The sequence below is a fragment of the Aeromonas hydrophila subsp. hydrophila ATCC 7966 genome, from assembly GCF_000014805.1.
GTDB classification, from domain to species: Bacteria; Pseudomonadota; Gammaproteobacteria; order Enterobacterales; family Aeromonadaceae; genus Aeromonas; species Aeromonas hydrophila.
Genome location: NC_008570.1, coordinates 4,422,830 through 4,438,788, shown reverse-complemented (window position 1 = coordinate 4,438,788; position 15,959 = coordinate 4,422,830). Strand labels below are relative to the sequence as shown.

The window sequence follows — 15,959 nt, the reverse complement described above, 5'->3', positions numbered from 1 at the left end:
AGAAGATAATAAGTATATTCCTTTAGCACTGGAGCTTGGGTGGGAACATTTATATTTGAAAATAACCTCCCCGTTGTAGTGAGCCGAGCAAGTCAGAGAGATATGGATGGATATATCTTTGTTTAGTAGCTCTATATGTATTTATTTTGAGACTGTATGAAAACAACAATGTATAACTCTGAACTGAATGAATTTTCGAGAAAATTTTTGGTTAAGTCCCCTGGTATTCCAGACCCCTCACCGTATGAATTTATTGCTCATCGAAGAACCATAGACGCGTCCCTTTTTGAGAGTTTCCTGATTTTTGACTCTATTTCCTTTAAAGTTCACGGAGAGAATATTCCACTAGTCATTCTGCTAAATAATTTTGGTTTAAAGGGTGTAGAGGCACTACTCGAACAAAATGCACTTGAGTTCACTTTATGGGACCAAATGCTTGGATATATGGTAGATGATATTGCTGGAGTAGATCCTTTAACTTATGGGAAATATAGCAGCCCAGCACACTCAGATCCCGAGGAATCCATTAAGCTTGGACTTGATTGGATGACCAAAGAACTTAAAACGTCAGACAAGAGAAACCTGATTAGAAAGATTCGAGATGTATACTCTAAGCCAGAACATAATCTCTCTAGTAAAGCTGTATCTTTATCTAAATCAGCCTACAATAGCGGTAAGCTTAATATATATGGTCTATCTCCAGAGATGTCTATGTATAGTGATTTAGACTTAGACGGAAGGATGAGACTATGCCAATGTGCGGGGGAAATACTGGAGTACAGTTATTTAATAAATAACAACATGACCTCTTATTCAAACTTTGAATTTTATAAAATATTTAATTCCTCAAATAAAAAGATACACCAAGCTGCTAATCTCCAAAATAGCTTCAATGAGCTTTCAAAAATTGAAAATATTCCTGATCTAAAAAGAATATTTCCACACACCCCTAAACCATTCGACAAACTATTGAAAATTAGAAATAAAACTTCCTCGAAGAAATTTCGAACATGGCTTGCAGAATGTAATAACAATAAAGATGGCTTTGAGATAACAAAGGAATACATTGAGGCAATAGCAAACTCAAAAGGTTTTTTTCAAACGAAAACGGGAAGATTTACAAAAAATGTAGCTATGTCTACTGTTGGCGCTGGTGTTGGTCTACTAATTGCTGGCCCAGCTGGGGCTGCAGGCGGTGCTGGAGTCGCAAATTTACTAGAGCCAGCAGCTGATTTTGGACTAGATATGCTAGATGAATTCGTGCTGTCAGGATTGATGAAAGGGTGGACACCAAAAATATTCTTTGACGACCTTGCGAAACTAGAAAAATCTAATCAGCCCGTGGGTTCAATTAGCCGTAAGGCGTAATCGGACGTTCACGTAAATCTATTTCTCCGCTATAACGGCCACTCCCATTTTCCCTCTGCCAGATGCCGCTGATTCACGGAAATACCGGGACAGCGGCATCTCGATCATCCGATTAGGCTTCGCTAATCGAACCGGCATGGGGCGGTAATAAACAAAAGAGCCACCCGATGGGCGGCTCTTTGTACCAGCGATGGATGGCTGAATCGCCTTGTTACCGAATCGTCTTTTTACTGAATCGTTATTGGGCCTTGGGCGCTTCAACGGCCGCGGCCGCCGGTTGGTCATCTTCCTTGATCCAGGCATCCAGCAGGGTGTAACCCACCGCCAGCACCACGGGGCCGATAAAGAGGCCGATGATCCCCATCGCCAGCAAGCCGCCGATGACCCCCACCAGAATGAGGATGAGCGGCAGGTCGGCGCCGCGCTTGATCAGGAAGGGGCGCAGGAAGTTGTCCATGGTGCCCGCCAGCAGCGACCAGACCAGCAGGAAGGTGCCCCAGGTGGTGTCGCCGCTCCAGTAGAGGTAGCCGACACAGGCCAGCAGCACCGGGAAGGGGCCGATCTGGGCGACGATCAGCAGGAACATCACCACCACCAGGATCATGGTGTAGGGGATGCCGGCAATCAGCAGACCCAGCCCTGCCACCGAGGATTGCACCAGCGCGGTCACGACGACCCCCATGGCCACGGCGCGGATCGCCTGTGAAGCGAGCACGGTGGCGTTGTCGCCGCGCTCGCCGGCCAGCCGGTGGGCGAAACGGCGAATGCCGGTCGCCACCACTTCACCCGAGTGGTAGAGCAGGCCGCAGATGCCGACGGTCAGCAGGAAGTGGACGAACAGCAGCCCCAGGTTGCCCGCCTGGGAGGCGAGCCAGCGAGCTGTCTGACCAAAATAGGGGGCCAGCTTGGCAAACAGCACCTGACCGCCGCTCGCCAGAATTTGCTGCCAGAAGTCGTAGAGCTTGCCGCCTACCAGCGGCACCTGCTGCAACCAGAGCAGCTCGGGGGGAGGGGAGTGGCTGATGGTGGTGCCCAGCTCAATCAGCATGGGCGCCTTCTCCGCCACGTTGGCCAGCGCCATGAAGAGCGGGATGACGAACATCAGCAGCAGTACCAGGGTCATGCTGAGGGCCGCCAGGGCGCGCTTGCCCCACAGCAGGCGCTGCACCATCAGCATCAGCGGCCAGGTGGCGATGGTGATCATGGTGGCCCACACCAGAGCGGGCAGGAAGGGGCGCAGCACCATGAAGCAGGAGACGATGAGGAGGCTGAGAAACAGCACTCCCAGGGTTATCTTGGCCAAATCCACTTTTTTCATATTCATAGCAATCCCTTGTCAGGGCCTGGGCCCTTGGGTAGCGGGTCATTATTCACGAGTGAGAGTATCCACCAGAGGCCGGCGCTCAACCAGAGCCCCAGGCAACAATAAAGCAGCCACTGGCCGAGCAGGATAAGCCAGGAGCTGGTCAGCCAGAGCGGCAGTGCCCACCAGAGCGCCCCCAGCGGCAGGCTGCCGAGCAGCGCCAGCAGCGGGGGGCGCCAGCCGGTCTGCACCGTGCGCGGCAGCGGCAACAGCATGCCGAGGGTTAGCCCCAGGCTGAAGGTGGTCAGGCCCGCCAGCGCCGAGGATTGGCTCCACCCGGCGGCCAGCGCGCAGGCGAAGGTGAGCCCGGCCCAGCTCCACTGCTTGGCCGCCAGGTTGGCGAGGCGGGGATGCAGGGCCAGCAGCAGGGCGCCAAGCAGCAGGCCGGCCGCCACATCCGACAGGAAGTGAACCCCGAGCCAGACCCGGGCCAGCCCGGTCAGGGTGGCCAGCAGCAGGGCCAGGGCGGCGCTGCGCCAGGGGTTGGCGGGCCAGCACCCTCTGAGCAGCACACCCCAGAACAGCAGCGCCGAGGCGGCGTGGCCGCTCGGCATGCCGAAGCCCTGGGCGCTGCCTTGTGCCAGCGCGGGATCGAGGTGGAAGGGTCTGGGCCAGCCAATCCCCTCCTTGGCCACCTGCACCAGCAGGGTGAGGGTCAGCATGGCCAGCAGCAGCTGGCGCACCCGGGGCCAGCCCAGCCAGGGCAGCAGCAAGGGTAGCAGGGCAAGCTGAAAGGCGGCTGAACCGAACAGGTTGCTGACCTCGAGCCAGCGCACCTGAGCACCGAGCCAGGTCTGCAGCTGGTGGATCAGCGGGACTTCCATTTGGTGCAGTGCATTACCCTCGCCACGAAAATCGGGCTGCCACAGCACGGGGCTGTCGGGAATGGCGGCCAGTTGGGGGGCCAGCCAGTCGAGCTGCACCGGAAAGCGGCGCTGATCATCCGGCAACCGGGCCGGAGCGATCAGCCTGGCATTGAGGATCTCGCCGCCCAGATTGGGGGCCCGCAGCAGGGAGACAAAGCCAGAACCGGTCTGTGCGCGAATGGGTTCCAGGGTCTGGCAGGCGAACAGCAGGGCGCGCTGCCATGAGCCCAGCTCGGCGATGACCCGGCCCCGCAGGCCGGTCTCTTCATACAGCTCCCGCAGCGCCGCCTGCTGCGGCGTCTCGCCCGCATCTATGTAGCCGCCGGTCAGGCTGTAGCGGGACGAGACCCTGTCCTGTACCAGCAACAGCTGTTGTTGATGTTTGACGACGCAGACGGCGGCGCTTGGCGCGGCCAGGGCGGGCAATCCTGGCAGCAGGAGACAAAGCAGCAAAAAACAGTAGTGCGACATGACCGCCTGACGAGTGAGGGAGAATGGGCACAAGCGTCACAGAAATCAGATAGTTGGGCAATGGTTTCCGGTCTGGCTTCGCGACTTGGGGCGGCTGGACGAGGGGCCGGCCGGCTGCGCAAGGATTGCCGTGGGGAGAGGCAGTCCCTAGTATTGGCAGCTATGTTATTTTCATGCAGCAAACCTTGGGACCTTCCATGAAACAGTTTGGCTTTTTTCTGGGTATCGCCATCGGCGTCATCCTGATCCTGTTCGGCAGCATCGTCATCTTCCAGGCCCTGCCTGCCGCGCTGGACGTGCTGGAGATGCCGAGCCGCATCCCCTTCGTGCGCGAGGTTTACACCTGGCTGATGACCAGCGCCAGCGGCCTGACCGGCCAGCTGGAGCAGAACTTCCTGGAGGCGTTCCAGACCGTGCTCAAGCTGATACTGCTCATCACCTTCATGTGGGTCTGCGTCAAGTTGGTCAACATGGGGGTCTTGATCATCCGTGCCGGGGTGGACCTCATCCGCACCGCCATCGAGCACAGCGAAAGTGCCCAGACCAAGAAGTCCGATCACGACCACCACTTCCAGTGAGCGGATCGCACCATGAAACAGGCCACCTTCGGGTGGCCTGTTTGCATCTTGGGTTTATTCGATCGTGGGCAGGTGATCCGCCGGCGGTGACTGCACCACATCCTGATAGCGGGCGATGAGCCGCTTGAAGGCCTCCCCCTGTCTGACCTTGTCGAGCGCCTGCTGCAGGCGGGCGACCTGCTGTTTGTCCGCCGCCGGGTTGAAGGCGAAGCAGTTGTCCTGATCCGCCAGGGTGGCGACGGTGACGAAGGTATCGGACGAAAAACCGAGCTGCCTTGCCTGATGGAACAGCATGACCTCGTTGCCGGCCACCAGATCGGTGCGGGCCATGATGAGCTGGCGCACCACCTGATCCATGCGCTCCACCGACATCAGGTTGGCGGGGCTGATGCCCCGGTTGAGCAGCAGCTGCTCCCCCACGTCCGCCTGCATGACCCCGATCTGCAGCTTGGTCAGATCGGCCTTGCCGGTCACCTTGGGGGCATCCCGCTTGCGCCCTACCAACGAGACCCGCGAGTGGCTGATGGGGCAGACCCAGAGAAAGTGGGGATCCCGCGCCTGGGTGTGGGCTGTGGTGAACAGCACCGCATCCGGCTGCTGGGTCAGCAGGTACCAGGCCTTGGCCCAGGGCATGAAGTGAATAGGCTGCTCCGGCTCGCCCATCTCCTGCCACATCAGCCGCAGCAACTCCACCGCCAGGCCGGTGCTGTTGCCCTGCTCATCCTGGCCGTTGAAAGGCATGTTTTGCTCGGAGTAATAGGTGAACGCCGAGGCGGGCAGGGCTGTGCCAAGACAGCAGCAGATCATCAGGCTGAGCAGACGCGACATGGCAGCACTCCTTGCAACAAATCGTCCTTCCAGTTTAGGGGGCTATGTCGAGAAGTTCATGATTTCCCGCGCCCGGTAGCGTGGATGGCGAGGGGTTGTGGTGGGGAGCGAGGGGGGAGGAAAACAACCAGGCCATCTTGCGATGGCCTGGTGAGGGGCTTACTTGAGCAGGGCTTCCATCTCGGCTTCGGCAGCGGCGCGCGCGGCCTCGGCCTTGGCGGCCGCATCCGTTGCGGTGGCAGTGGCGCTGCTGGCCGCCTGCTTGACCGGTTCGGCCACGGCCTTGGCAGCTTGTTGCTGCACGGTGGCAGTGGCGCTGCTGGCCGCCTGCTTGGCGGGCTCGGTCACGGCCTTGGTGGCCTGCTGCTGCACGGTGGCAGTGGCGCTGCTGACCATCTGCTTGGCCGGTTCGGTCATGGCCTTGGTGGCCTGCTGCTGCACGGTGGCAGTGGCGCTGCTGACCGCCTGTTTGGCCGGTTCGGTCACGGCCTTGGTGGCCTGCTGCTGTACGGTGGCAGTGGCACTGCTGGCCGCCTGTTTGGCCGGTTCGGTCACGGCCTTGGTGGCCTGCTGCTGTACGGTGGCAGTGGGACTGCTGGCCGCCTGCTTGGCCGGTTCGGCCACGGCCTTGGTGGCCTGCTGCTGTACGGTGGCAGTGGTGCTGCTGGCCGCCTGCTTGGCTGGCTCGGTGACGGCCTTGGTGGCTTGCTGCTGCACGGTAGCAGTGGCACTGTTGGCCGCCTTGCCGGCCTGTTGCTGGGCCGAGGTAGCGGCGCCATTCACGACCTGCTTGGTGGTGTCAGCCATGGTCTTGCTGGCGCCCTGCTGCAGGGAACCCAGCACGCTGCCAAATACCGAGCTGGTGGTGGCGGCGCCGGTCAGGCTCTTGGTCGCCGAGCCGGTCAGACTGTTGGTGGCGCCGGCGAGCGCGCTGGTCGCCGGATTGCCCTGCGTCTGCCAGTTCTGCATCTCGGTTGGCCAGCTCGGGGCGCCGGCCGCCAGGTTCTCGCCAAATACCTGGGGCGTACCGTCCCCCTTGAGCAGCATGACAGACATCTGGTTGGTCTGTGAGTTCCACACCATGCCGGCCTGCTTGGCGACGTCCGGCACGGGAGCGTAGCGGGAGACCACGTAGAACAGCGGCCCCTCCTGCTGCAGCTCGTTGGCGGTCTTGAGCAACTGCATGGTGCTGTCGTAATTGGGGCCGAGGATGCTGGTCATCCGGTCCTTGATCAGCGGCTGTTCAAACAGGTTGGCTTCATTGGGGTCGAAGCCGACCAGGGGTTTGAGCAGGGCCCACATCAGCTGGCTGGTGGGGCTCATCATCAACAGGGGGGCGACGCAGGCGGACAACATCAGGCTCAGGCAGGCCGCCTGGAGCAACGGCATGATACGCATTGGGATAATATCCAAATAACGATTTGATTAATAAGGTTATATTCGTCGAGAGCCGACAAATCCACCGGGGTTTTCCTGCACCTGTTTTGACGGGCATGAGCAGGCGCTGGCAGGCTATCATATTGGCTTGGGAATGCCAGCGAGGGCGCTGCTTATTAATCAAGTTTGTGTCGTTTCCGGTCGCCTGAACCTTCTATCGAGCAAGGAGAGAGAGCATGTATCTGGGCAAGAGGGTAGGTGGCTGGCTGTTGCTGGCGCTGTTGGGCGGTGCGACCGGCACTGGCGTGGCGGCAGAGCCGAAGCGGGCGGAAGTGGGAGCCGAACTGGTGCTGCCGCTGGGCTCGCTGCCGGAGCGAGTCTGCTGGTATCAGGATCAGAAATATTCGCTGGGTGCCAGGATCCTGCAGGGCGACAGCTGGCTGGAGTGCGCCCCGCAAAACGAGCAGGAGAGCAACGGGCCACTGGCCTGGCGAGAGCCGCAAAGGGCGTCGGATGCGGCCGGGAAGGCGACGAAGAGCGGTACTATCAGCGTCGGTCAGTGAGGCTTTTCTTGATCCAGCTAAAGACATGGACGTGACCTCTATCGCATAATGCGGCTCTTTTCCTCTCTTGGCTGGAACCTAAGAAATGGCTCGTCGCTCTTCCAATGCACAACGTCGTCGCAGTAGCTGGTGGTACAAACGCCTGTTGGCAAGGGAGCGGGAAGAGCGCGAAGCGCGTTCCGTCCGGGATTGATACAGCAGTGAAAACAGAGCCTTGGGCTCTGTTTTTTATTCATCACTGCAGACGATCACTGTGACACTCTTCCTATGCACAGCATGGTTGCCGTAACGGGTGGTACAAACGTCTGTTGGCAAGGGAGCGGGAAGAGCGCGAGGGTGCTGCGTCCGGGATTGATGCAGCAGTGAAAACGGAGCCTTGGGCTCCGTTTTTATCTATCCAATACCGTGATGACGAGAACGGGGGCCAACAGGCCCCCGTTTTGCTTTTGCAGATGTTGGCTGCCTGCGACTTAGCGCTGCAGAGCGGCCAGCGCCAGCTCGACCCGCTTGGCGTACTCGGGGTCGGCCTGCTCGAAGTGCTTGAGCTGGGCCGCGAGGATGGCGTCATCCTCCACGTTGACGAGGGAGCGCGCCAGGTTGGCGGCGAGGCGCGAGCGCTGCCCCTCGTCCATGATGCGGAACAGGTTGCCCGGCTGGCTGTAGTAATCGCTGTCGTAGTCGCGAAAATCGTAGTGCAGGGCGGCCCCTTCCAGACTCAGCGCCGGCTCGTGCTGCTCGCTCGGCTGCTGGGTGCCGAAGCGGTTCGGCTGGTAGTTGGGGCTGGCGCCGCCGTTGCTGTCGGCCCGCATGGCGCCGTCGCGGTGGGCACCGTGGTGGAACGGGCAGCGCGGGGCATTGACCGGCAGCAGGCCGTGGTTGACGCCGAGGCGATAGCGCTGGGTGTCACCGTAGGAGAACAGCCGCCCCTGCAGCATGCGATCCGGCGAGAAGCCGATGCCGGGCACCACGTTGGCCGGGGTGAAGGCGGCCTGCTCCACGTGGGCGAAGTAGTTGTCCGGGTTCTGGTTGAGCTCCAGCACGCCGACCGGGATCAGCGGGTAGTCGCTGTGCGGCCACACCTTGGTGAGGTCGAACGGGTGGATCTGGTAGGTCTGGGCTTCTGCCTCCGGCATCACCTGCACATAGACCTTCCAGCGCGGGAAGTCGCCCCGTTCGATGGCGTTGAACAGATCGGCCTGACTGGTCTCCCGATCCTGGCCGACGGCGGTGGCGGCCTCTTCATCGGTGTAGAAGCTGTGGCCCTGCTCGGTCTTGAAGTGGAACTTGACCCAGAAGCGCTCGTTGGCGTCGTTGATGAAGCTGAAGGTGTGGCTGCCGTAGCCGTTCATCTCCCGCAGGCTCTTGGGGATGCCGCGATCGCTGAACAGTATGGTGACTTGATGCAGGGACTCGGGATGGCGGGACCAGAAGTCCCAGGCGGCGGTGGCGCTGCGCAGGTTGGTGCGCGGATCCCGCTTCTGGGTGTGGATGAAGTCGGGGAACTTCAGCGGATCGCGAATGAAGAACACCGGGGTGTTGTTGCCCACCAGATCCCAGTTGCCCTGCTCGGTGTAGAACTTGAGGGCGAAGCCGCGTACGTCGCGCTCGGCGTCGGCGGCGCCCTTCTCACCGGCCACGGTGGAGAAGCGCAGGAACACCGGGGTCTGCTTGCCGACAGCATTGAACAGGTCGGCCTTGCTGAAGGCGCTGATGTCATGGGTCACGGTAAAGGTGCCGTAGGCGCCCGAGCCTTTAGCGTGAACCACCCGCTCCGGGATCCGTTCCCGATCGAAGTGAGCCAACTTTTCCATCAACCAGATGTCTTGCATCAGCACCGGGCCGCGGGGGCCGGCGGTGAGGCTGTTGTTGTTGTCGACAACGGGGGCGCCATTGGCACTGTGCAGGGTCTTGTCGTTCATGGTGCTTCTCCTTGTTGGTGAGCCTTGAGTCTATAACAAGGAAAAACCAGGGAACCAATGGGCCCTCCCTCGCCCTTTGATAGGCATCACAAATGGGTGGGGCTGGGGGGATGACCGGACCCTTCTGATGCTGCATGATGAGGTTTTCGAGAAGGAGCCTCAGATGCAGATCACCATTCGTCACGCCGAACCGGCCGATGCCCCCGCCTTGCGGGATCTCTATGCCATGCCCAACGCTCAGGCGGGCACCCTGCAACTGCCCTATCCCACCCTGGGCGTCTGGCAGAAGCGGCTGGAGAGCGGCAGCGTGGTGGCGCTGGTGGCCGAGGTCGACGGCCTGCTGGTGGGCCAGCTCTCGCTGCATATGGAGCCCAATCCCAGGCGCAAGCACGTGGCCTGTATAGGCATGGGGGTACGGGATGACTGGGCCGGCAAGGGGGTTGGCTCCGCCCTGCTGAGGGCCGCGCTGGAGATGGCCGACAACTGGCTCAACCTGCAACGCGTCGAGCTCACCGTCTACACCGACAATCAGGGGGCGCTGGCGCTCTATCGCAAGTTCGGCTTCGTCGAGGAGGGGCTGGCCCGTGGCTACGCCTTCCGTCAGGGTGAGTACGTGGATGCCCTCTACATGGCGAGGGTCCGGCCATGATCGACTACCGCCGCCGGCTCATCCCGGTGCTGCGGGCGCTGGAGCAGGATCCGGATCTCTCCATCGAGGCGCTGGCGGAGCGGGCCTGCCTCTCGCTCTACCATTTTCACCGGGTGTTCACCGCCGTGGCGGGCGAGGCGCCGGGGGAGATGTGCCGGCGCTTGCGCATGCAGCGGGCCGCCTGGCAGCTCTGCTACACCGATGCCAGCATCACCGCCATCGCGCTGGGGGCGGGGCTAGGCAGCTCCCAGGCGTTTGCCAAGGCCTTTCGTCGCTACTATGGCTGCACACCGGGCGCGTTTCGCAGTGACAAGAGCAAGAATGGACACCTGGAGAGCAAGGATGGACACGCATGGGATGGACCGTCCCCTTATGCTGAAGGCCACTCATCAGCAAGGAGCAACACCATGAAAACTGTCGAGATGGACGCCCGTACCCTGGCCTATATCCGGGTCACCGGTCCCTATGGCGAGGGTTATGATGCCGTCTGTGGCCGCCTGCACCAGTGGGCCGCTGCGCGCAGGCTGGAGGGCGGGGAGTGGATCTTCATCTACCACGACAACCCGGAGGTGACGCCGCCGGCCCAGTGCCGCACCGACATCGGCATCACTGTGCCGCCTCAGACCCGGGGTGAGGGAGAGGTGGAGACCCAGCTCATTCCGGCTGGCCGTTATGCCCAGTCCCGTTACCTCATTACCGACCGCAACCAGTACGGCCCGCGCTGGCAGGAGCATGTGGGTGACATAGTCGCGGCCGGGCTGGAGTTCGGCAGCGGCCCCTGCTTCGAGCTCTACCACAGCGTGAGCAATGATCCCCTGCGCGACGACGTGAGCTTCTGCTCCAGCGTGCGCTAGGCGTACGGCCATAAAACGAGGCGCCCTGGGCGCCTCGTTTTGTTTGGGGTCACTGGCGTTCCGGCATGCCTGCCACATCAGGGTTGGCTCGGCACCTTGTCCCGCCGGGACTTCCACCACCAACGCAGGCGGATCTGGGAGATCAGGCATATGGACCAGCATCAGACGACAGGCCGAAGCTGGCCCACTCAGCTAGGGTTGGCTGGGCACCTTGTCCCGCCGGGATTTCCACCACCAGCGCAGGCGGATCTGGGAAATCAGCATGCCTGCCAGCATCAGGGCGCAGCCCACCATGGCGCGCTCGTCGAGGGTTTCCCCCAGCAACAGCACGCCACCGATGGCGGCGAACACCGTCTCCAGGCTGAGGATGATGGCGGCATGGGCCGGATGGGCGCAGCGCTGACCCACCACCTGCAGGGTGTAGCCCACCCCGACCGATACCAGACCGGCATAGAGCAGGGCCTGCCAGCCGGCCACTGCGCCGCTCAGACTGGGGGTCTCGATGACCAGCGCGGTGCCCAGACTGAGCAGACCGCACACCACGAACTGAACGCCAGCGAGGCGAATGGGGGCGACCCGGCTCGAGTAGTGATCCAGCACCAGCAGGTGTACGGCCCAGAACAGGGCGCCCACCACCTGCAGCAGGTCGCCGTAGCCGATGGTGAAGTCCTCGGTGACGCTGAGGTAGTAGAGCCCTGCCATGGCGATGAGGGCGCCAACCCAGGTGTTGGCCCCCGTCTTGTGGCGCAGGGCGAGCCCGATCACCGGCACCAGTATGATGTAGAGACCTGTGATGAAACCCGCCTTGGCTGCCGTGGTGTAGAGCAGCCCCACCTGTTGCAGCGAGGCGGCGCTGAACAGCACGGTACCGGCGATGAGGCCGCCGGTCAGCAGCAGACGCCGATCACCGGGCTGGGCCTTGGGTTGGCGGGACTTGAGCCACCACAGTAGCGGCAGCAGGGAGGCGGCCCCCAGCAGAAAGCGCAGGCCGTTGAAGGTGTAAGGCCCCATGTGGTCCATCCCGAGTCGCTGGGCCACGAAGCCCAGCCCCCAGATGGCGGCGGCCATCAATAACATCATGTTCGAACGCATAGATTCATCCCTGAAAGACGGACGGGCAGGGCCGTGCCGCAAAGCGCCAGCCTCCAAGATAACCGTGCGCGGGGGGATTTGTCTTTAGCTTCGATGAGGTTGGCTGTGTGAGCGGTTATCCCACGGCCTTGCCGCAGCTCGTGCGGCTCAGCCGTTGGCGATGCCGGCCAGCAGGGGTATGAGGGCGAGCAGCAGCAGGTTGCCGCGCAGGATCCAGATCACCCAGAACTGCTGCTGGATGGAGACCATGGGGGCGCGCCCCTGGCGCAGGGAGCGGCGCCAACGGTAGAAGAGACGGCTGGGGTAGCCAAAGCTGATGGCCATCACGCAGAACAGCAGCAGCTTGGTGCGGTAGCCCGGATTGGCGAGCAGCACGGAGGGCTCGTCTGGGTGGGCAAGCACTTGCAACACCCCGGTGATGAAGATGAGCAGCAGGGCCAGCGCCGCCAGGCCGTCGGCCAGCAGCAGCTTGCGCACCTGCTCGATGGACATGCCGCGACGGAACAGAAAATATTCGGAGGTGATCGCTCCGGTCAGGGTGATCACGGCGCAGTAGTGCAGCGCCATCAACAGATCCGGGTTCAGCATCCTTGTCGATTACCTCTCGTTGAGCAGATGGTCAGCTTCCCTTTGGACGCCATCTCGCGCTGCTGATATTCTGACACTACGCGTTGTCTGGCAATAGCAGGAGTCAGGATTGGATAAACGAGCGGTCTCCAAAAAAACCTGGTCTCTGGTTGCCCGGATGCGTCTGGGCCTGCTTCTGCTGTTCATCCCGGTATTGATGCTGGGGGGTATCTACTACCTGCACATGGAGCGCAGCCTGCAAAACGAGCTGCAGCAGCGCCTGCTCGCCACCAATCACCAACTGCGGCACGTCTTCATCGAACCCTATCTGCACGAGATGGAACGCCAGTTCACCCTCATCTACGACCAGGTGCAGGTGGCTGACATCAGCGGCCCCCGTCTGCACAACACCGAGACCTATCTGAAGGAGTGGCAGCTCTACAAGGGGGTCATGGCCGATCTGGTCTACATCTACATCGGCACTGCCGAACGGCAGATGCTGATCTACCCCGCCTGGCAGGCGGATGCCAACTTCGATCCCAGGGTTCGCCCCTGGTATCAGCTGGCCAGCCAGCACGTGGGCAAGATGGTCTGGACCGAGCCCTATTACGACTATACCAACGGCAATCTGGTGATCGCCCTGGCGCGGGCCCTGACCGACAAGGAGGGCAAGGTACGCGGGGTGTTTGCGATGGATGCCATCCTGGCCCCCTTTTCCGCCCAGCTGAATCGCCAGCTGGGGGACGGCTACCAGATGGTCGTCAACCAGTCCGGCAAGGTGCTGGCACATCCTGACACCGCGCAACTGCTCAAACCCATGGCCCATCCCGAGTGGCTTTCCCGCTTCAGCCAGGAGGATGGCATCTTTCTGGACAAGGCATCCAGCCAGTTCGTGGCCTACAGCAAGCTGACCGAGCGCAACTGGGTACTGATCAGTGTGCAGCCGGTGGCCAGCGTGATGGCGGTGGTGGAGCGGGTCTCCCTCAACGTGCAGCTGATGGTGGCGCTGGCCTGCGTGCTCTACGTGATGCTGGCGCTGGTCTGGTCCCGCTATTTTCGCCGCATGCTCGACGAGATCTCCAGCATGATCCGGGCGAGCCGGATGCAGCCCGATGACGTGCCGCAGGGGGGGATGCGCGAGCTCAGACACGTCTATGCCGAGCTGGCGGAGGTGAGCAAGGATTATTACGAGGCGCGCCAGCAGGCCAACCTCGACAAGCTGACCGGCCTCTACAACCGCCGCTTCTTCGACGAACGCGTCAATCGTCTGCTGTTCGAGCATCAGCCGTTCTGCCTGGCCATGGTGGATCTGGACGATTTCAAACGGGTCAACGACACCTTCGGCCATCAGACCGGGGACGTGGTGCTCAAGCGGGTGTCCAAGCTGGGCATGCGGCTGCTGGGGGATCACGGCTGGGTCTGCCGCTACGGTGGCGAGGAGCTGGTGGTGCTGCTGGTCAACCCGGACATCCACTTCTGCCAGATGCTGCTGGAGCAGTTCCGCAAGGGGGTGGAGTCACTGGACTGGCGCGAGCCCGAGCTCAGGATCACCTTCAGCGGCGGGCTGGTAGCCAGTCAGGCGGGGATGGATGGCAAGACGCTGCTGGAGATCGCCGATGCCGAGGTGTACCGCGCCAAACGCGACGGCAAGAACCGCATCTATCTGGGCAGGCCCGAGGCGAAGAGGCAGGAGGATGCGCCTCCTGCCGACGATGCACTGCTGAGCAAAGAAGAGGCCTGAGGGCCTCTTCTTCATTCAGGAGGCCAACTGCCAATCGAGGGTGGGCCAGGCCTGCTCGATGGCGACCTGGCGCAGACCGGGCGCCGGGTTGACCGCGTGGGGGTGGGTTACCGCCTGCAGCAGCGGCAGGTCGTTGTGGGAATCGCTGTAGCCGTGACTCTCCCGCCAGGGGTTGGTGCTGGCGGCAAACAGCTGGTTGATGCGGGCCACCTTGCCCTCGCGAAAGCTGAGGGTGCCGCGGGTCTGGCCGGTCAGCATGCCGGCTTCCTCGTCGAGCAGGATGGCCACGCAGTGATCCATCCCCAGCATCTGCGCCATGGGAGCCACCAGATGCTCGCCGGAGGCGGAGATGAGCACCAGCTCGTCACCGCGCTGGCGGTGCCACTCGATGCGTGCCAACCCCTCCGGATAGATACGATCGCGCAGCACCTGCTCGGCAAAGCGGGTGCAGAGCGAGTCGAGCCACTGGCGCGTCTTGCCCGCCAGCGGTTGCAGGGTGAAGGCCATGTACTGGTGCATGTCCATCTTGCCCTGATGGTAGAGGGACATCATCGCCTGCTCCTCGGCGATCATGCTGGCCGGCGCCAGCTCCTCGGCCACCATGTACGCCAGCCAGAGGCTGGCGGAATCCCCGGCAATCAGGGTCTCGTCCAGATCAAACAGTGCCAGTGCCATGGGCGCTCCTCGCAGTAAAAATGGAAATGAAATGCGGTGTCATGCTACCTCACAGAGCTGATCCCGGGCCACCACCAGGGTCACGGCGCTGCCCACCGGCAGCAGCTCGCCGGCGGAGCGGTTGAGGCAGTCCACCGTCAGCAGGCCCGCCGCACAGCTCACCTGATAGCGGATCACGTTGCCGAGCAGCTGCTGCCCGCTGATAACCCCCGGCAGGTGAGGTTCATCGCTGCGGGCACCGGCCGGCAGCAGGGAGAGGGACTCCGGTCGCAGCGCCAGCTTGCCCTGAAAACGGGGGCCGAACAGGGAGCTGGCCTGCTCACCATCGAGCAGGTTGTAGTTGCCGATAAAGCTTGCCACGAACTCGCTGGCGGGGCGGGTGTAGATCTCCTCCGGCGTGCCGCTCTGCACGATGGATCCCTTGTTCATCAGGAAGATCCGGTCCGACATGGTCAGCGCCTCCTCCTGATCGTGGGTGACGAAGATGGTGGTGAGCTCAAGGCGCTGCTGGATCTCGCGGATCTGCTGGCGCAAGCTGCGGCGGATGCGGGCATCCAGCGCCGAGAGCGGCTCGTCCAGCAGCAGGATCCGCGGCTGCACCACCAGAGCCCGGGCCAGGGCGACGCGCTGACGCTGGCCGCCGGAGAGTTCGCTCGGATAGCGGCGCTCGAAGCCGGTCAGCTCCACCAGCGCCAGCGCCTCCTGCACGCTGGCGGCGAGATCCCGCCCCGGCTGGGGCTTCATCTTGAGACCGAAGGCGACGTTGTCCCGCACCGTCATGTTGGGGAACAGCGCATAGCTCTGGAACACCATGCCGATGCCCCGCTTCTGGGGCTCCTGCCAGGTAATATCTTCACCGGCTACCCGCACCTGACCGCCATCCACCGGGGTGAGCCCGGCCAGCGCCCGCAGCAGGGTGGACTTGCCGCAGCCGGAGGGGCCGAGCAGTGTCACCAGCTCCCCCTTTCGGATGCCGAATTCAATCCCCTCGAACACTCTGGTGTCGCCATAGGATTTGTGCAGTTGATTCACTTCTAGATGGAACATG

The 15,959-nt window shown here is 61.8% G+C and carries 15 protein-coding genes; 6 read left to right on the top strand and 9 right to left on the bottom strand.

Annotated elements, in window-relative coordinates:
- The first annotated feature begins 156 nt into the window (after positions 1–156).
- Positions 157–1,368, top strand: coding sequence for a hypothetical protein (locus AHA_RS20215; protein WP_011707683.1), 1,212 nt, complete (start codon positions 157–159; stop codon positions 1,366–1,368).
- A 238-nt stretch (positions 1,369–1,606) separates the two neighbouring features.
- Here the strand turns inward: AHA_RS20215 and ydiK are convergent, their stop codons facing one another.
- Together ydiK and AHA_RS20205 are read right to left on the bottom strand one after the other, a co-directional pair.
- A complete protein-coding gene (gene ydiK / locus AHA_RS20210) occupies positions 1,607–2,692 on the bottom strand; it encodes an AI-2E family transporter YdiK (RefSeq protein WP_164927759.1) in 1,086 nt (361 codons plus the stop codon).
- On the bottom strand, positions 2,689–4,068 hold the full coding sequence (locus tag AHA_RS20205) for a bifunctional NUDIX hydrolase/phosphatase PAP2 family protein (protein WP_011707681.1): 1,380 nt from the start codon (positions 4,066–4,068) through the stop codon (positions 2,689–2,691). The genes ydiK and AHA_RS20205 overlap by 4 nt, the downstream gene beginning before the upstream one ends.
- Before the next feature lie 197 nt (positions 4,069–4,265).
- Between AHA_RS20205 and AHA_RS20200 the strand changes: the two genes are divergently transcribed.
- Positions 4,266–4,646, top strand: a complete 381-nt coding sequence (locus AHA_RS20200; RefSeq protein WP_024946339.1) for a hypothetical protein — start codon at positions 4,266–4,268, stop codon at positions 4,644–4,646.
- Between the two features lie 54 nt (positions 4,647–4,700).
- On the opposite strand, the gene AHA_RS20195 is transcribed toward AHA_RS20200, so the two are convergent.
- Entirely contained in the window at positions 4,701–5,474 is a 774-nt protein-coding gene (locus tag AHA_RS20195; RefSeq protein WP_011707679.1) for a substrate-binding periplasmic protein, read from the bottom strand.
- 159 nt (positions 5,475–5,633) lie between these two features.
- Complete coding sequence (locus AHA_RS20190; RefSeq protein ID WP_011707678.1) at positions 5,634–6,872, bottom strand: hypothetical protein; 1,239 nt, start codon at positions 6,870–6,872, stop codon at positions 5,634–5,636.
- 215 nt (positions 6,873–7,087) lie between these two features.
- On the opposite strand from AHA_RS20190, the gene AHA_RS20185 reads away from it, so the two are divergent.
- Positions 7,088–7,414 (top strand): YnjH family protein, encoded by a 327-nt coding sequence (locus AHA_RS20185; RefSeq protein WP_011707677.1) that lies wholly within the window; start codon positions 7,088–7,090, stop codon positions 7,412–7,414.
- A gap of 470 nt (positions 7,415–7,884) precedes the next feature.
- Here AHA_RS20185 and AHA_RS20180 read toward each other — a convergent pair whose 3' ends face one another.
- Complete coding sequence (locus AHA_RS20180) at positions 7,885–9,333, bottom strand: catalase (RefSeq protein WP_011707676.1); 1,449 nt, start codon at positions 9,331–9,333, stop codon at positions 7,885–7,887.
- Between the two features lie 163 nt (positions 9,334–9,496).
- Here AHA_RS20180 and AHA_RS20175 point away from each other — a divergent pair, with 163 nt between their 5' ends.
- Complete coding sequence (locus AHA_RS20175) at positions 9,497–9,982, top strand: GNAT family N-acetyltransferase (RefSeq protein WP_011707675.1); 486 nt, start codon at positions 9,497–9,499, stop codon at positions 9,980–9,982.
- A complete protein-coding gene (locus AHA_RS20170; protein WP_011707674.1) occupies positions 9,979–10,836 on the top strand; it encodes an AraC family transcriptional regulator in 858 nt (285 codons plus the stop codon). The genes AHA_RS20175 and AHA_RS20170 overlap by 4 nt, the downstream gene beginning before the upstream one ends.
- Before the next feature lie 192 nt (positions 10,837–11,028).
- Here the strand turns inward: AHA_RS20170 and AHA_RS20165 are convergent, their stop codons facing one another.
- Positions 11,029–11,928 (bottom strand): DMT family transporter, encoded by a 900-nt coding sequence (locus AHA_RS20165; protein ID WP_011707673.1) that lies wholly within the window; start codon positions 11,926–11,928, stop codon positions 11,029–11,031.
- Positions 11,929–12,075: 147 nt separating this feature from the next.
- Positions 12,076–12,516 (bottom strand): DUF2214 family protein, encoded by a 441-nt coding sequence (locus AHA_RS20160; protein ID WP_011707672.1) that lies wholly within the window; start codon positions 12,514–12,516, stop codon positions 12,076–12,078.
- Positions 12,517–12,625: 109 nt separating this feature from the next.
- Between AHA_RS20160 and AHA_RS20155 the strand changes: the two genes are divergently transcribed.
- Entirely contained in the window at positions 12,626–14,236 is a 1,611-nt protein-coding gene (locus tag AHA_RS20155; protein WP_011707671.1) for a sensor domain-containing diguanylate cyclase, read from the top strand.
- A gap of 15 nt (positions 14,237–14,251) precedes the next feature.
- Here AHA_RS20155 and AHA_RS20150 read toward each other — a convergent pair whose 3' ends face one another.
- The gene (locus AHA_RS20150; protein WP_011707670.1) at positions 14,252–14,911 is read right to left on the bottom strand and encodes an HAD family hydrolase; all 660 of its coding nucleotides are present in this window, start codon (positions 14,909–14,911) and stop codon (positions 14,252–14,254) included.
- 39 nt (positions 14,912–14,950) lie between these two features.
- Complete coding sequence (locus AHA_RS20145; protein WP_011707669.1) at positions 14,951–15,958, bottom strand: ABC transporter ATP-binding protein; 1,008 nt, start codon at positions 15,956–15,958, stop codon at positions 14,951–14,953.
- Position 15,959 lies beyond the last annotated feature (1 nt).